At 46.1% G+C, this 18,694-nt stretch carries 8 protein-coding genes; 4 read left to right on the top strand and 4 right to left on the bottom strand.

The window, feature by feature from the left end; translation table 11 throughout:
• Nucleotides 1-69: 69 nt before the first annotated feature.
• From AC3CKG_RS02285 to mnmL, 4 genes are all read right to left on the bottom strand, one after another.
• Entirely contained in the window at nucleotides 70-513 is a 444-nt protein-coding gene (locus tag AC3CKG_RS02285; protein ID WP_017106799.1) for a hypothetical protein, read from the bottom strand.
• A gap of 7 nt (nucleotides 514-520) precedes the next feature.
• Complete coding sequence (gene arcB, locus AC3CKG_RS02280) at nucleotides 521-2,854, bottom strand: aerobic respiration two-component sensor histidine kinase ArcB (protein ID WP_488528760.1); 2,334 nt, start codon at nucleotides 2,852-2,854, stop codon at nucleotides 521-523.
• 167 nt (nucleotides 2,855-3,021) lie between these two features.
• Nucleotides 3,022-4,773 carry a diguanylate cyclase domain-containing protein gene (locus tag AC3CKG_RS02275; protein WP_017106801.1) on the bottom strand — a complete coding sequence of 584 codons (1,752 nt, stop codon included), beginning with the start codon at nucleotides 4,771-4,773 and terminating at the stop codon, nucleotides 3,022-3,024.
• 92 nt (nucleotides 4,774-4,865) lie between these two features.
• Complete coding sequence (gene mnmL / locus AC3CKG_RS02270) at nucleotides 4,866-5,819, bottom strand: tRNA modification radical SAM protein MnmL/YtqA (RefSeq protein WP_488528759.1); 954 nt, start codon at nucleotides 5,817-5,819, stop codon at nucleotides 4,866-4,868.
• Nucleotides 5,820-6,349: 530 nt separating this feature from the next.
• Between mnmL and gltB (AC3CKG_RS02265) the strand changes: the two genes are divergently transcribed.
• The 4 genes from gltB (AC3CKG_RS02265) (at nucleotide 6,350) to AC3CKG_RS02250 (ending at nucleotide 18,689) form a co-directional block, all read left to right on the top strand.
• On the top strand, nucleotides 6,350-10,897 hold the full coding sequence (gene gltB / locus AC3CKG_RS02265; protein WP_017109264.1) for a glutamate synthase large subunit: 4,548 nt from the start codon (nucleotides 6,350-6,352) through the stop codon (nucleotides 10,895-10,897).
• The gene (locus AC3CKG_RS02260; protein ID WP_017106804.1) at nucleotides 10,897-12,366 is read left to right on the top strand and encodes a glutamate synthase subunit beta; all 1,470 of its coding nucleotides are present in this window, start codon (nucleotides 10,897-10,899) and stop codon (nucleotides 12,364-12,366) included. Before gltB (AC3CKG_RS02265) ends, AC3CKG_RS02260 begins: the two co-directional genes overlap by 1 nt.
• Before the next feature lie 430 nt (nucleotides 12,367-12,796).
• Nucleotides 12,797-17,260, top strand: coding sequence for a glutamate synthase large subunit (gene gltB / locus AC3CKG_RS02255; RefSeq protein WP_488528758.1), 4,464 nt, complete (start codon nucleotides 12,797-12,799; stop codon nucleotides 17,258-17,260).
• A 16-nt stretch (nucleotides 17,261-17,276) separates the two neighbouring features.
• Nucleotides 17,277-18,689 carry an FAD-dependent oxidoreductase gene (locus tag AC3CKG_RS02250; protein ID WP_488528757.1) on the top strand — a complete coding sequence of 471 codons (1,413 nt, stop codon included), beginning with the start codon at nucleotides 17,277-17,279 and terminating at the stop codon, nucleotides 18,687-18,689.
• The last annotated feature ends 5 nt before the right edge of the window (nucleotides 18,690-18,694 follow it).

The following is an 18,694-nucleotide window of genomic DNA, read 5'->3' as shown; positions in this document are numbered from 1 at the left end:
AAAAGGGAGAATGCCAACGCATTCTCCCTTTTTTGTTATTCATTCAACGTGAACCATTAGGCAAGTCAATTAGTAGACAGTATCAACCTTCACGTCTTTCTCTACCAACCACTTCACGGTTTCGCCATCTTTAAGCTCTACTGCAACATCAACAGGCTGTTCGCTGTCGATCTCTAGCTGCCATACAAAAGCGACTTCCCACTGAGTTTCACTGTGCGTTCTTAAATCAAGATCATCGGCTGTCACCAACAGAGTATCTGCACCCTGCTTGACCGTAACACTCTCAACCGCAAGCGTTGCCGGCAGTTCTGAGGTTGATTCTAAGTAAATAGCACCATGCAGAGTCTTATCTTGAGTCTCTCCAATCGTCGGCATCTTGTTCAGCCAAAGGTTGCTTTTCATTGTGACTGTCGCTGCAGATACTTCTACTTGATTGTCTTGCTGCCATTCAACTTGTGGTGCAGAACAACCCGCTAATGCCACAACGCATGCGGCGAATGCTAATTTTTTCATTATTCTTCTACCTTTGATTTAACCAACTCTTTAAGACTTCAATGTCATTCTGGTATTCGTTATTAATTTCATCGACCCAATCTGAAATATTCTCCCACCAAGCAGGCATATCTGGTGATTGAGCTTTCTGAGCAACTTGCTGAATACGCTTCAAGCCAATTGAACCTGCGGCACCTTTGATCTTGTGCGCTTCAGAAACGATGCTCGCTTGATCTTTTGCGACCATGTTGGAGTTCAATATTTCCATATACTCCGGCATCATATCTTCAAACATCACGATGCTATCCAAAACCGGTTTCGGCCCAACAATGTCAACATAAGACTCTAACATATCAGTATCAAGCAAAGTGGTATCAATCGAAGAAACAACCTGTTTAATAACCTCTGCTTTTTCTATCACTTCAGGAGTGTTCTCAATAAATTTAGATATCACGTCTTGGATGGCTTTCACCGACAGTGGCTTACTAATCGCTTCATCCATTCCTTTTTGTAGATATTCTTGTTTATTGTTTAAAACATTGGCTGTTAAGGCGACTAAAGGCGGCAACTTGCTGTATTTCTCTCGATAGTATTGAGCAATATCGAAACCTGTCATATCTGGCAGTTGGATATCCAACAACACCAAATCATAGTCTTCTGGATGGAAAACAATCTGTGCCTCTTGCCCTGTCATCACCACCGTAACTTCATGGCCTAAGCTTTCCAGCAGAGAGCGAGCAACCGTAATGTTAAGTTCAATATCTTCGACCATGAAGATCTTAAGGTTCGACTGCTTTCTTGGTGTCTTAATCAGAGCCTGAGTATCGTGATTCACCGGCACACGAATAGAAACCGTAAAGGTACTGCCGAAGCCCTCTTCACTGGTAACGTCAATGTCGCCGTCCATCATGTTGATCAACTGCTTCGATACCGCAAGGCCAATGCCTGTGCCTACCGCATGCAGATTGTCAGAACCAGACTTCACCTGATAGTACATCGCGAAAATTTTATCGACTTCGCTTTCAGGTATGCCGATTCCCGTATCTTCGACTTCCATGGTAATGTCGGCAAAGTCACCGTCGATATCTGCACTGACCGTCATCACCACGCCACCATCTTTGGTGAACTTCATGGCATTGCTGACCAAGTTCCACAGCACTTGTCTTAGGCGTGTGCCATCAACTTTAACTGAGGTTGGCAAGTCCGATAACCTTTCAAGATCGAAGCGTAAGCCTTTCTGTTCTGCCATCAGAGCGGAAATACTCTCCATCTCGGCAACGAAATCTTCGAAGTTAATCGGAGTTGGAAGCAACTCTAGTTTACGGCGATCAAACTTATCCATATCGATAATATCGTTAAAGATATTACCCAGCGTCACCGCACTCACCTTAATGGTTTGCATGTGTTTACGCTGCTCAATGGTCAACTGACTATCCAACAACATACGGCTCAAGCCGATGATGCCATTGAGTGGCGTTCTCAGTTCATGACTGATGGTTGAGATAAAGGTAGTCTTATCGCGACTGGCTTTCTCTAGTGATTCTTGATGCTCTTTACGTTCCGTAATATCGCGACCAAAACCCACTAAGCCCAGATGACGACCATCTTTACTGTAGAAAGGCACTTTACGTAGCTCGAAATAGCTCTTACGACCATCAGGATATTCCAGCCATTGGTCGTAGGTCAGAGCTTGATTGTCGGCAAACACTTTCTTATCGGTTTCAATAACCTGTTGAGCGATCTCTTTGCTATAGACATCCCAAGGAGTCAAACCCACTAAGTCTTTCTCAGTTTTCCCTGTCAGCTCTTCAACCGCGCGGTTACAACCTGAGAAAACACCATCTTCATTACGATAGTAAATCAGGTCGGGAGAAGCATCGATAAATGAGCGCAGCAGTGCGGTGCGTTCAGCCAGTTCGAGCTGAGTACGTTCACGTTGAAACACCTCGTTCTCAAGGTCGTGCATCGCTTCCGCACGTGCTTCTTCTGCTTTTTCACGTTCTTCAATTTCTTGATTCAGCTTTTCAATATTAAGCTGGAGCTTGTTGTTGAGTTCTTGGTCACGTTCACGCATGTCGCCAAGTTTAGAGACTAACTTAGCCAACCTTTGACGGGATTCTTCAAGTTGATCAACAACCACAGAAAGGAAATAAACCGCCCAAGGGGTAATCACCAGACCAAAGAAAACGGAACGGACAATGTCGATATCATCGACATTACCTTTGAGTGCCAGGGTGATACCCACTTGCACAACAACAGCGAGGGCAACAAGCGCTAAGGCGAGTAAGATAGAAAAGCGGACAATCCCCAGTTTTACGAGCAGATCGACGTAATACTGAGCAAGATTTTTCATGGGTTTCATTTAGCGCTCCATGCGATAAGACTAGCAACATTCTACCCTGTTTGAAGATGGGAGGTAAGCTAGCTGCATCACACGCAGCAAGAGATTCAAAGCAATATCATGGTTAATTAATAATATGCCGACCAAGCAAAAACAGCACGGTCAATGAAATGAAGTAATTTATAGTCTTAACCAATTGAAGATGGATGTACGCTTGATTGATTCCGGCCATCAGATTTCGCTTGATAGAGCGCGCTGTCAGCCAATGCAACCGCCGACTCCATTTCATCATTCGGTGTCGGTATATAAGAGATGATGCCGATACTTACCGTCACGAGTTCAGATACTGCCGAGTCTTGATGTTCAATACCGAGCTTTTGTACTTCGTCATGAATGCGTTTTGCCACCAGCAATGCGCCGTCAGTCGTCGTATTAGGCAGAATAAAGCCGAACTCTTCACCGCCGTAGCGCGCCACACAATCAGATGAACGATTCAGCACTTGCTTAAATGCCTGAGAAACCTGAACGAGTGCATCATCACCTTGTTGGTGACCATAAAAGTCGTTATAGCCTTTAAAGAAGTCGATATCACACAACATGATGGTCAGTGGTAACTTCTCTCGCACATGGTAATGCCACAGTGTCGATAACTGTTCATCAAAACGACGTCGGTTAGAGACTTGAGTAAGACTATCCATGAAGCTCAAACGTTCAAGTTCAAGGTTCGCTTCTTCAAGCTTCTGCTCCGCTAAATAACGCTCGGTGATGTCACGCGCCATGATCAACACACCATTGGTACTCGAAGCCGGATCCCTAAACGGTGATTTAACCACGTCATACCAAGTGAACTCGCCATCACTGGAAACCACCTTATCAATGTAACGCAGCGATTTACCTTGATGAAGCACTTGCTGATCCGTATCTGAAAGACGCAAGTACATACTGTTAGGCACCACATCTTGTAAACGCTTACCCACTAAATCCGACACTTCAGAGATACCCAGCGCTGCCACAAATGGCTTATTACACGCTTGATACACCATGTTTTCATTGAAGATACCAATGGAGTCAGGGCTCGCTTCTAAGATGTTTTGTAAGATGGTGTCACGCTGAGCAAGAGCCACTTCGGTATCTTTACGCCTTTCCATCTCACCACGCAGTTTTTGCTGCATGTCATGCCAGTCGGTCACGTCATGACTGATAGAGAGCGTTCCTATGGTTTCACCATCTTGAGACAGTAAAACACTTTGATATGTTTCGAGCAGGCAACTTTTGCCATCTTGATCCGTAGTCCAAGATCGTTCACTCACACGCCCTTTCAACGCGCCACCAGAAACACTCAAGGTGCCTTCTTCTGGGCGGCCATGCCAAAACTTCTTAAAAGATCGGTTACTCGCGACCAATTCACCCTTTGGATCTTTCACGTAGATCAACTCAGATAAAGAGTCTAAGGCAGTACGCGAGACATTTAACTCTCGCACTTCTTGGGAGTATTCTTCGTCGGTATTTTTATAAGGGGATGCATGGATCATCCACGCGCTTTTACTTCTAAAAACGATCCGACGACCAACTAAATTCACTTTGAAAAATTCGAACTCTGAAAGCGCCCAAAGTGAAAGCTGTTCAAACGCTCGGGAGTTACGATGATTGGTCAGATAATGACGAAAGCTATTCTCACTCTCGATGGTGGGGAAACGAAAATTGATACCAATTTGACGAATGCCGAGCAACTGCATCGCTTGACGATTGGCATATAAAATTTCGCCACTTCGGATGTCGACAAAGTAGAGTGGCGATGGCGTAGCAAGCAGAAGTTTTTCTATATGTAACTGATAACGAGAATAAAGGTGCCAGCAGATGAGACCAATGAGCAGAATGATCACGATATAAATACCGTAGCCATACGCCCTGTCCCACAACCAAGTCATAACCAGTTCCATTTACTCTCAATCTTTACCATTAATTCTGTGAGGGAAATGTTACCACTAATTATGGGGATTATCTGCTGTTACCTACTTTCTGCTCAAATCTATCAATTCCCGCTGTTTAATACAGGCAATGTGTATTCAAACACAGCGCCCGTTTCAATGCCTTGAGCGCCCGTCTTGTCTAACGAGCGGCCAATTTCTGTCATCGCTAGCCATCGGTTTTCACACCACAAAGGAGAGAGCAGTGTAGGACGTCGTGCGGCAGAAGAAACTCGGTGATAGACCACATGAGCAGGCGTACGTTGGATAATTGCACTAGCGATATCAATGTACTCCTCCAAGGTTGGTGCCTCGAGCTTGCCAGCTTTCCACGCCTTGGCCATGGTGCTGCCCTCTACAATATGCAGTCCATGTAATTTGATACCATCGGTGCCAACGGCGAGTACTTTGTTTAAAGTTTCAAGATTATCGGCTTTAGTTTCCTTCGGCAGGCCAACAATAAGGTGGGTACACACCTTTATTCCTAAAGCACGTGCACGCTGGGTGATCGTTTGATACACCGCAAAATCATGACCACGATTAATCCGCTTCAATGTTTTGTCGTTTGCGGTTTGTAAGCCTAGCTCAAGCCATATTTCATAGCCTTGCTCCACATAACCCGCCAGCAGTTCTAACACAGAATCAGGAACACAATCAGGTCTTGTTCCGACACACAAACCAACAATGTCAGCACCCGGTGCTCTAAGCGCTTCTTCATACATATTCTTGAGCACTTGCACTTCAGCATAAGTACTGGTGTAAGCCTGAAAATAGGCAAGGTACTTCTTAGCTCGGGCAATTTCACCCGCACGATCTTTTAACTGATCAGCAATACTTTGAATTTGAGTTTGTTCGTCGGCAAATGAAGCGACATTACAGAAAGTACACCCACCACGGCCGATTGTTCCGTCGCGGTTTGGGCAGCTAAAGCCGCCGTGCAGTGTCAGTTTATGAACCTTTTCGCCATAACGGCGCTGAAGGTCTTGGCCGATAGTATTAACCAACTCGTGTAATTGCATATTTTGAAAGTGCTCAAGTAAATAAGAATGAATATCAGTCTATTTCTGAAAAAAAATTACATCCCTGCAAAATTCAACCAATTAGTTTACTCAAGGCCTTTTGCGAGCAACCTATCAAATATCAATAAACATGCAAAAAATCGGCTCTATTTGCCTAATGTTGCACATTTGTTAGACATTAAATTCAAAATAAAACGAAAAAAATGGTCTACATGGGGCAACTTTCATTGCAATTCGCCTAGACAAAATTGTAGGATACTTACACATATTGGCTATTTTTGTGTATTTACTTACAACGAAAACTTGTTAATAAGTCGGTGATATCCATATCCCACCTATATAAACCACTAGTTTGTGGCTAAAAATAAACGGATATCACTAAGGATTGTTTTTCTCGCAATACTTTTCCTGCGAGATACGGAAAGGATTCAAACCGCCAGCATAGGCAGGTTTAGACCCATAAATATAAAAGGACAAGGCTAACTTTATACAAATAAGTTGCGCCTAGATTTAACTGGAAGGATGTATCTATGGTAGATCAAGAGCAGAACTCACAGGGTCTGTATACTCCTGAACTGGAGCATGACGCTTGTGGTATCGGTTTTGTTGCGCATCTAAAGAATCGCAAATCTCATGATGTAGTAACTCAAGCACTCGATATGCTTGCACGTATGGAACACCGTGGCGGCCAAGGCTGCGATCCGTGTTCTGGTGATGGTGCAGGTATCCTGCTACAGAAGCCGCACGAATTCTTATTAGAAGAAGCCGTGAAGCTTGGAATTAAACTGCCATCTTTTGAAAAATATGGTGTTGGTGTTGTACTTTTCCCTAAAGATGAACACAAACGTGCACAGTGCCGCGATATTTTAGAGCGCAATGCACAACGCCTTGAGTTAGAAGTTATCGGCTACCGTGAACTTCCAACTGATAATTCAATGATTGGTGCTGACCCACTGAGTACTGAACCTCAATTTGAACACGTCTTTATCTCTGGCGGCCCTGGTACTACACCAGAAGAGCTTGAACGCAAACTGTATGTTCTGCGTAACTACACGGTTCGTGTATGCCTAGAAAGCGTGTCAAATATTGGTGATGACTTCTACATCAACTCTATGTCTTACAAGACATTGGTGTACAAAGGTCAGCTAACAACAGAACAAGTTCCTCAGTACTTCCTAGATCTGCAAAACCCAACCATGGTGACAGCTCTAGCACTTGTACACTCTCGCTTTTCTACCAATACATTCCCACGTTGGCGTCTAGCTCAGCCTTTCCGTTACATTGCGCATAATGGCGAAATCAACACGGTTCGCGGCAATCTAAACTGGATGAAAGCACGTGAAGCGATCCTTGAATCGGATCTGTTCACACAAGCTGAAATCGACATGCTACTGCCTATCTGTCAGGAAGGTAGCTCGGATTCATCAAACTTCGATATGGCGCTTGAGCTACTTGTTCTTTCAGGTCGTACTCTGCCACACGCATTGATGATGATGATCCCGGAAGCATGGCAAGAAAACAAAAACATGGATCCAACTCGTCGTGCGTTCTACCAGTACCACGCGAACGTAATGGAACCATGGGATGGCCCGGCATCAGTATGTTTCACCGATGGTGTTCAAGTTGGTGCAACGCTTGACCGTAACGGTCTGCGCCCTTCTCGCTACACAGTGACAAAAGACGACTTCCTAGTAATGGCGTCTGAATCTGGCGTAGTTGAAATCGCACCGGAAAACGTTGAATACCGTGGTCGTCTACAACCTGGTCGTATCTTCGTTGCTGACCTTGAGCAAGGCCGCATCATTTCTGATGAAGAAGTGAAAGACGGCATCGCTAAATCACAACCCTACGAAAAATGGGTTGAAGAGAATCTTCTGAGCTTGAAAAAGCTACCGGATGCGAGCAACGAATTTAACCAACCTTCTCCAGAGAAACTGCTACACAAACAACAATCGTTTGGTGTGAGCTCTGAAGAAGTAAATGAAATCATTCTCCCTCTTGCAAAAACAGGCTACGAGCCACTTTCTGCAATGGGTGCTGACTGGCCGCTAGCGATTCTTTCTCATCAATCGCAGCACCTTTCAAACTACTTTAAGCAGTTGTTTGCACAAGTAACTAACCCGCCGATCGACCCGATTCGTGAGCGTATGGTTATGTCTCTGAACACTTACCTAGGTAAAGATCAGAACTTACTTGCTGAAACACCTGAACACTGTCAAAAAGTAGAACTTGAGTCTCCTGTTCTTTCTAACTCAGAGTTAGAGAAACTGCGTGCAATCGATAACGAGCACCTTCAATCGAAGACGCTGGATATCGTATTCCAAGCAAATGGCGACCAAGGTAAGTTAGAGCGCGCACTTAAACGTATCTGCCAATATGCGGAAGATGCGGTTATTGATGGTTACTCTATCATTCTACTGACTGACCGTGCGGTTAACTCAAACCACGCAGCTATCCCAGCAATGCTGGCGGTTGGCGCTGTTCACCACCACCTAATCCGTAAAGGTTTACGTGCTAAGTGTGACATCGTGGTTGAAACGGGTGACGCGCGTGAAACGCACCACTTCGCAACCTTAATCGGTTACGGTGCAAACGCAGTTAACCCATACCTAGTTATCGAAACGATTGTTGAACTGCAACGTACTAAGAAGCTAGATCCAAACGTTCATCCACGTGAGTTATTCGATAACTACCGTAAAGGTGTTAACGGCGGTCTACTGAAGATCTTCTCGAAGATGGGTATCTCTACCCTGCAGTCTTACCACGGCGCTCAAATTTTTGAAGCTCTTGGTATCAGCAAATCAGTGGTTGAAAAATACTTCACAGGTACGGTTTCTCGTATTCAAGGTCTAACGATCGATGATATCGCACGCGAAGTCCTAGTACGTCACCGTGTTGGTTACCCTGCTCGTGAAATCCCAGCTCAAATCCTTGATGTTGGTGGTGTTTACCAGTGGAAACAACGTGGTGAGAAACACTTATTCAACCCAGAAACGATTTCTCTACTTCAAGAATCGACGCGTAACAAAGATTACGGTCAATTCAAAAAGTACGCGAACGCCGTTGATGCTCAAGGCGACAACGCAGCAACATTACGTAGCCAACTTGATTTCATCAAGAACCCAGCAGGCTCTATTCCTCTAGCAGAAGTAGAACCTATTGAAAAAATCCTTAAGCGTTTCGCAACAGGTGCAATGAGCTTTGGTTCAATCTCACATGAGGCTCACTCAACACTGGCTGTTGCAATGAACCGCATTGGCGCGAAATCAAACTCAGGTGAAGGTGGTGAAGATCCAGCACGTTTCGAACGCAAAGAAAACGGTGACTGGGAACGTTCAGCAATCAAACAGGTGGCTTCTGGTCGCTTTGGTGTAACGTCTTACTACCTATCTAACGCTGATGAGCTGCAAATCAAGATGGCTCAAGGTGCGAAACCTGGCGAAGGTGGTCAACTACCTGGTGATAAGGTTGATGATTGGATCGGTGCAACACGTCACTCGACTCCGGGCGTAGGTCTTATCTCTCCACCGCCACACCACGATATCTACTCAATCGAAGATTTGGCTCAGCTGATCTACGATCTGAAAAACGCGAACCGTAACGGCCGTGTCAACGTGAAGCTAGTATCAGAAGCTGGCGTAGGTACGATTGCATCAGGTGTAGCAAAAGCGAAAGCTGACGTAGTACTTATCGCAGGTTTTGATGGTGGTACGGGTGCATCTCCGATGTCTTCTATCCGTCACACAGGTCTGCCTTGGGAACTGGGTCTAGCGGAAACGCACCAAACACTACTGAAAAACGGCCTACGTAACCGTATCGTTGTTCAGTCTGATGGTCAGATGAAAACACCACGTGACCTTGCAGTCGCAACGTTACTTGGCGCTGAAGAATGGGGTGTAGCAACAGCTGCTCTAGTTGTTGAAGGCTGTATCATGATGCGTAAGTGTCACAAGAATACATGTCCTGTTGGTATCGCAACACAAAACAAAACTCTTCGTGAGCGTTTCGACGGCCGCGTAGAAGACGTAGTAACGTTCTTCCAATACATGGCTGAAGGTCTACGTGAAGTAATGGCTGAACTTGGCTTCCGCTCTATTGATGAGATGGTTGGTCAATCGCACAAACTTAAAGTTCGTGATGACATCGGTCACTGGAAGTACAAGAACCTAGATCTAACACCGGTACTGCACATTGAGCAGGCTCGTGCAGAAGATGGTATCTACAACCAGACAACACAAAATCATAATCTTGAAGACGTTCTAGACCGTAAGTTGATTCAGGCTGCAATCCCAGCGCTTGAGAAAGGTGAAGCGGTTACCGCTCAGTTCCCTATCATCAACACGGACCGTTCAGCAGGCACGATGCTGTCGAACGAAATCTCGAAGGTTTACAAAGACCAAGGTTTACCACAGCCAATGAACGTTAAGTTCCACGGTAGTGCGGGCCAATCGTTCGGTGCGTTCCTTGCGAAAGGCGTTAAGTTCGAAGTAGAGGGCGACGCGAACGATTACTGGGGTAAAGGTCTGTCTGGCGGTACTTTGGTACTGTACCCAGATGCGAAATCTACTATCGTCGCGGAAGATAATATCGTGGTCGGTAACGTATGTTTCTACGGTGCAACCTCAGGTGAATCTTTCATTCGCGGTATGGCTGGCGAACGTTTCTGTGTTCGTAACTCTGGTGCGAAGGTTGTTGTTGAGGGTGTTGGTGACCACGGTTGTGAATACATGACAGGTGGCGCGGCAATTATCCTTGGTTCAACAGGCCGTAACTTTGCTGCAGGTATGAGTGGCGGTGTCGCTTATGTTTGGGATAAAGCAGGCGACTTCGAAACCAAGCTCAACGCAGAGCTTGTCGACCTAGATCCAATTGAACAAGAAGATAAAGATCTTCTACTAGATATGCTAACTAAGCATGTTGAATTCACAGGAAGTGAAGTTGCTCAGTCTTTCCTAGACAACTTTGAAGTAAGTGTTGCATCACTGATTAAAGTAATGCCACGTGACTACAAAGCGGTTCTTCAAAAGCGTAAAGCTGAAGCACAACAAGCACAAACGGAAGAAGTGGAGGCAGTATAATGGGTAAGCCTACTGGATTTTTAGAACACGGTCGTGAGCTTCCAAAGAAGCTCGACCCGTCAGTTCGAATTGAAGACAACAAAGAGTTCGTACTTAACGAAGAGTTTGGTGAAAAGATCAATACTCAAGCCTCTCGTTGTATGGACTGTGGCGTACCTTTTTGTCACAGCGGTTGTCCGATTGGTAACATCATCCCAGAATTCAATGATGCGGTTTACCGTGACAGCTGGGAAGAAGCTTGGAACATTCTAAGCTCTACCAATAACTTCCCTGAATTTACAGGTCGTGTGTGCCCTGCTCCTTGTGAAAGCGCTTGTGTTCTTGGTATCAACCAAGACCCAATCACTATCTGTAATATCGAGAAAACAATTGTAGAAACTGCGTACCGTGAAGGGTACGCAAAACCTAAAATACCTCGTTCACGTACGGGTAAAACCGTTGCTGTTATCGGTTCAGGCCCTGCAGGTCTAGCCGCTGCTGAGCAACTAAACAGTGCCGGTCACTCTGTGACGGTATTTGAACGTGATGAGAAAGTGGGTGGCCTACTGCGTTTCGGTATCCCAGATTTCAAACTGGGTATGGATGTGATTGATCGTAAGATCAACCTAATGGCTGAAGCTGGTGTTGAGTTTAAAGTGAACCAACACATCGGTGTTGATGTTAATGCTCAACAGCTACGCCAAGAGTTTGATGTGGTATTGCTAACGGGTGGTTCTACGGTTCCACGTGACTTGCCAATCCCAGGTCGTGAGCTGAAAGGCGTTCACTTTGCCATGGAATTTCTTGGTCAAAATAACCGCCGAGCCAACGACTTAGACCTAAAAACAGAAGAGCTTCACGCTAAAGATAAGCACATTGTGGTTATCGGTGGTGGTGATACGGGTTCTGACTGTGTGGGTACATCAAACCGTCATAAAGCAGCAAGCATTACTCAGGTTGAGATCATGCCGATCCCACCAGAGAAGCGCCCTGCTAATATGCCTTGGCCTCAATACCCAATGATCATGAAGACCACCACTTCTCACGAAGAAGGTTGTGAACGTCATTGGAACATCCTCACTAAAGAGTTCATCTCTGACGATAACGGTAATGTAACCGGACTTCGCATTGCTGACATCGTTTGGCAAGATGCGAAACCAGGTGAACGTCCAGGTTTTGATGAAGTAGCAAACTCTGAACGTGTTATCCCTTGTGATATGGCATTTCTAGCAATGGGCTTCTTACACCCAGAACCAACAGGTGTACTGGCCCAGCTAGACATTAAACTGGACGAGCGCGGCAACGTGGCCTCTGAAGGTTATGCGACGAACCAGAAAGGCGTTTTCGCTGCTGGTGATATGCGTACTGGTCAGTCTCTGGTTGTACGTTGTATTAATGAAGGTCGTGAATGTGCAATTGCCATTGATGACTTCTTAATGGGTAATTCAAACTTAGAAGCGAAAGCTGATTCACTCATGCTTTCCGCATAATATTTCTCGGGCTAATGTCGTTGATGTTAGCCTAGGGAAAAAGCAACACCCTTCCTAACTTTTATATTTGGCTAGCACTCGATGCTAGCCTTTTTTCTATCTGGCCTTTAACTCTTTCTCAATCACTCCAGCTGTGAATGTTAAATTCCGTTAACATCTGGCTTTTATATCTCATTGATCTTCATCGACTATTTTAGATTATTACGTGGTTAATCGCGTTTACGCATGATAATTAACCATGAACTTGACGTTAAACACAATTAGCTATACGTTGTAAAGCTGGTGAAAATAAAACCAATAGGTTTTGTTAACACAACCAATAACGTTTTAACTAGCTAAAGACAAACTATAAGCTTATAAAAAATAACAAGTATATGAATAGTTAGTCATTTACTGTCTGGATGACAGCGAAGCAAAAGGGAGAATTGCAATGGCTCTATATGATCCTAGTCTTGAAAAAGACAACTGTGGATTTGGTTTAATAGCGCAAATGGAAGGCCAACCGAGTCATAAGTTGGTACGAACTGCTATTTCAGCCCTCGATCGCATGACACACCGTGGTGGTATCGCTGCGGATGGTAAAACCGGAGATGGCTGTGGCTTATTGCTACAGAAGCCCGACTCTTATCTCAGAATTATTGCTGAAGAGAATAACTTCAAGCTCGGCAAGCAATACGCTGTCGGCATGATTTTTTTCAGCCAAGACCCAATCAAAGCGCAATCGGCGCAAGACATCGTCAATAAAGAACTCGCTCAAGAGACTTTAACCGTAGCTGGCTGGCGTGTCGTGCCAACCAACACCGACGTATTAGGCCCAATCGCTAAAGATTCTGTTCCCAATATTCAACAAGTATTTATCTCAGCCCCTGCGGGTTGGCGTGAACGCGATATTGAACGACGCCTTTATATCGCTCGCCGTCGAATTGAAAAGCAGATCACCGAAGACAAAGATTTTTATATTTGTAGCCTGTCGACTCAAGTCATGGTCTACAAAGGCTTGTGTATGCCCGCCGATCTTCCGCGATTTTACCTCGATCTTGCTGACTTACGTATGGAATCAGCAATATGTCTGTTCCACCAGCGTTTCTCAACTAACACACAACCGCGTTGGCCACTTGCTCAACCATTCCGTTATTTGGCGCACAATGGTGAGATCAATACCATTGAAGGTAACCGTCAATGGGCCAAGGCTCGTGCCTATAAATTCTCTTCGCCGCTGCTGCCCGATTTACAAACGGCCGCACCTTTTGTGAATGAGACAGGATCAGACTCCTCAAGCCTAGACAACATGCTCGATCTATTCCTTGCCGGTGGTATGGATGTATTCCGAGCGATGCGTATGCTTGTGCCGCCCGCTTGGCAAAACCACCCAGACATGGATCCAGAGCTTCGTGCCTTTTACGATTTCAACTCAAAACACATGGAACCGTGGGATGGCCCTGCGGGTATCGTACTGTCTGACGGCCGTTATGCTGCATGTAACCTCGACAGAAACGGATTACGCCCTGCTCGCTATGTGATCACAAAAGACAACCTAATCACCTTGGCATCTGAAGTCGGTATCTGGAATTATGCGCCAGACGAAGTGGCAGAGAAAGGACGTGTTGGCCCTGGTGAATTACTCGTTATTGATACGCGTCGCGGTAAGCTATGGCAGTCGAACGAGATCGACAATGATCTTAAAGGCCGTCACCCATATAAAGAGTGGATGGATAAGAACGTTCACAAGTTAACACCGTTTTCAGCACTAGCAGATGACCAAGTCGGTAAGCGTAATTTTGATGATGACACCCTAAAGACCTATCAAAAACAGTTTGCAATGAGCAACGAAGAGTCAGACCAAGTACTGCGTGTACTCGGTGACATGGGACAAGAAGCGGTCGGTTCTATGGGCGACGATACGCCAATGGCAGTGCTGTCTTCTAAAGAGCGCCTAATCACCGACTATTTCCGTCAGAAGTTTGCTCAAGTCACCAACCCACCAATTGACCCTTTGCGTGAAAAACACGTTATGTCTCTGGCAACCAGTATCGGCCAAGAGATGAATGTGTTCTGTGAAACCGATGGGCATGCTTACCGTGTGACGTTTGATTCACCCGTTCTGCTTTATTCTGATATGCAGCAACTTTTGCAATTAAACCAAAAGCATTATGGCCATACGATTCTTAGCATGCACTATGACCCAGCAGAAAAAGATCTCGAACAAGCCATCAATGACTTGTGTGATCGTGCGGTTCAAGATGTACGTGACGGCGCCGTTTTGGTTGTGCTTTCAGACAAAGGTTTAGAGAAAGGTAAGCTACCCGTTCCAGCAGCGATGGCGGTCGGTGCGGTGCAAACTCGACTTGCAGACACCAACCTACGTTGTGATGCTAACATCGTGGTTGAAACAGCAACTGCACGCGACCCACACCAATTTGCAGTGCTGCTAGGCTTCGGTGCAACCGCAGTTTACCCTTATCTCGCTTATGAAGCTCTGGGCAAAATGTTGGACGATGGTTCATTAGATAAAGACTATCGCACTGCATTACAAAATTACCAAAACGGTATTAACAAAGGCCTGTATAAGATCATGTCGAAGATGGGTATCTCGACAATTGCCTCTTATCGCTGCTCGCAGTTATTTGAGGCAGTCGGTTTACATACCGATGTTGTTAATCTGTGTTTCCGTGGCGTAACGACTCGTATCCAAGGCGCTAGCTTTAGCGACTTCCAACAAGATATCTATAACCTATCTCGTAAAGCATGGACTAAACGTAAACCACTGGAACATGGTGGCTTACTCAAATACGTACATGGCGGCGAATACCACGCCTACAACCCAGACGTAGTCAGCACCTTACAAACCGCAGTAAAGACAGGTGAAACATCGGATTATCAATCTTTTGCGAAGCAAGTTAATGCTCGTCCTGCTGCTATGCTGCGCGACTTAATGAGCCTCAAAAAAGCCGATCAACCTCTACCTCTAGAACAAGTCGAGCCAAGTAGCGATCTCTTTAAGCGCTTCGACTCGGCGGCCATGTCGATTGGTGCGTTGAGCCCAGAAGCTCATGAAGCGCTAGCCATGGCGATGAACCGCTTGGGTGGTTATTCTAACTCTGGTGAAGGCGGTGAAGATCCACGACGCTTTGGGACTGATCGCAACTCACGAATCAAACAGATAGCTTCTGGTCGTTTTGGTGTGACGCCACATTACTTAACCAATGCGGATGTTCTACAAATCAAAGTTGCACAAGGTGCGAAGCCAGGAGAAGGCGGTCAACTGCCAGGTCATAAGGTCACAGCAGAAATCGCCAAGCTGAGATACTCAGTTCAAGGCGTAACATTGATCTCCCCTCCTCCACATCACGATATTTATTCTATCGAAGATCTGGCGCAGCTGATTTTCGACCTTAAGCAAGTTAACCCTAAAGCCTTGGTTTCAGTGAAGTTAGTCTCTGAACCGGGTGTAGGTACCATTGCCACAGGTGTGGCGAAAGCTTATGCCGACCTGATTACGATCTCCGGTTACGACGGTGGTACCGCGGCAAGCCCGCTGACTTCAGTGAAATACGCAGGTTGTCCTTGGGAGCTTGGCTTAGCAGAAACTCAACAAGCACTCGTCGCCAACGGACTTCGTCATAAGATCCGCCTGCAAGTCGATGGTGGTTTAAAAACCGGCCTCGATGTTATCAAGGGCGCGATTTTAGGCGCTGAAAGCTTTGGTTTTGGTACTGCACCAATGGTCGCAATGGGTTGTAAATTCTTAAGAATTTGTCACCTAAATAACTGTGCGACAGGTGTGGCGACTCAAGATGAAACCCTACGCCGCGAATACTTCAAAGGCCTACCAGACATGGTGGTGAACTACTTTACAGGCCTAGCCGATGAAGTTCGCCAGTACCTTACAGAACTTGGCGTAGAGAAACTTACTGATCTGATTGGTCGTACTGATTTGCTTGAAACCGTTCAAGGCCTCACGGCGAAGCAGAGCAAGCTCGATCTCTCTTCGATATTGGAAGCTCCGGTATCTCCAGAAGGTCACCCACTGTTTTGGACAGAGCCAAACGCACCTTTTGATAAGGCTCAGCTCAACCAACAGATCCTTGATGACGCAATTGATGCGATTGAGAAACGTCAACCCACCAGCCTCTACTACAACGTGATCAATACTGATCGCTCGATTGGTGCTCGTATCTCTGGCGAAATTGCCAAACGCTACGGTAACCAAGGTATGGCGGGTTCACCCATTAAGTTATATCTCGATGGCACCGCAGGCCAATCCTTTGCGGTTTGGAACGCCGGCGGCGTAGAGCTGTATCTAACTGGTGATGCCAATGACTATGTCGGCAAAGGCATGGCGGGCGGCAAAGTAGTAATCAAACCTCACCAAGGCACAGCGTTTACTTGTAATGAAGCGACCATCATCGGCAATACCTGCTTGTATGGCGCAACCGGAGGCAAGCTGTTCGCTGCGGGTACTGCAGGCGAGCGATTTGGCGTACGTAACTCAGGTACTGTTGCGGTGATTGAAGGTGCAGGTGACAACGCTTGTGAATACATGACAGGCGGTATTGTTGCCATTCTTGGCGCAACCGGAGTGAACTTCGGTGCCGGTATGACGGGTGGTTTTGCTTATGTGATGGACAAGAATGACGACTTCCAAGGCCGAGTGAACAACGAATCGGTCGAAGCGCTTTCTCTGTCTGATCTATTTATCCACCAAGAACATCTGCGCGGCCTGATTGCGGAGCACTTAGAAGAGACTGGCTCAGTACACGCTGAAGCTATTCTGGCGAACTTTGATGAATGGATTCCGAAGTTCTACCTAGTGAAGCCAAAGACGGCGGATCTTAACACCTTGCTCGGTCACCAAAGCCGTAGCTCTGCTGAACTTCGTGTTCAAGCGCAATAATTGGAAGGAGCCAATAATGAGCCAGAATGTATACCAATTTATTGATGTGAATCGCGTAGACCCAGCGAAGAAGCCAATCAAGATACGTAAGATTGAGTTTGTAGAGATCTACGAACCTTTCACTAAGCAACAAGCCAAGGCGCAAGCTGACCGCTGTCTAGACTGTGGTAATCCTTACTGTGAATGGAAATGTCCAGTCCATAACTACATCCCTCAGTGGCTTAAGCTTGCCAATGAAGGACGCATTATCGAAGCGGCTGAACTGTCTCACCAAACCAACAGCTTACCTGAGGTATGTGGGCGAGTTTGCCCTCAGGATCGACTGTGCGAAGGATCTTGTACCCTCAATGATGATTTCGGTGCAGTCACCATCGGCAACATTGAAAAATACATCAATGACAAAGCGTTTGAGATGGGCTGGAAGCCAGACATGTCTCACGTTGAATGGACCGACAAAAAGGTCGCGATCATCGGGGCTGGCCCAGCTGGTCTTGCTGCCGCTGATATCTTAGTTCGAAACGGTGTGAAGGCCGTGGTATTTGACCGCTACCCTGAGATCGGTGGCCTGCTGACGTTTGGTATCCCATCGTTCAAGCTTGAAAAAGGCATCATGGAAAACCGTCGCCGTATCTTTAGTGGTATGGGTGTCGAATTTAAAATGAATACCGAAGTCGGTAAAGACGTTCAGCTGCAACAACTGGTCGATGACTATGATGCTGTTTTCTTAGGTGTCGGCACCTATAAAAATATGCGTGCTGGATTAGACAACGAAGAAGCACCGGGCGTTTATGATGCCCTACCATTTCTTGTTTCCAACACCTACAAGGTCATGGGTCTGGATAACCCAACGCCATTCATCGACATGAAAGGCAAGAAGGTGGTCGTGCTTGGTGGTGGTGATACTGCGATGGACTGTGTCCGAACGTCGATTCGTCAACACGCTGCTAATGTTGTTTGTGCTTATCGCCGAGATGAAGCAAACATGCCAGGCTCTCGCCGTGAGGTGAAGAATGCGAAAGAGGAAGGCGTGAAGTTCATGTTCAACCTTCAACCGTTAGCACTGGAAACCGATTCATCCGGTCATGTGACTGGCGTAAAAGTGGTGAAAACAGCCTTGGGTGAACCGGATGAGGCCGGTCGTCGTCGCCCTGAACCCGTTGAAGGCAGTGAGCATGTTCTTGAGGCTGATGCCGTGATCATGGCATTTGGTTTCCAACCTCATGCAATGGAATGGCTAGAACCATTTGGTGTAGAGCTCGACCAATGGGGGCGCATCAAAGCTCCCGGTAAACAAGAGTTTCAATACCAAACCACCAACAGCAAAATATTTGCTGGTGGCGATGCGGTTCGAGGATCTGACTTAGTGGTGACCGCTATCGATGAAGGCCGTAAAGCCGCAGAAGGGATCTTGGACTACCTAGAAGTGTGATTGGG

The sequence above is a fragment of the Vibrio sp. QJM3NY_15 genome (genome assembly GCF_057785995.1).
This window is presented reverse-complemented; position numbering and strand designations above follow the sequence as displayed.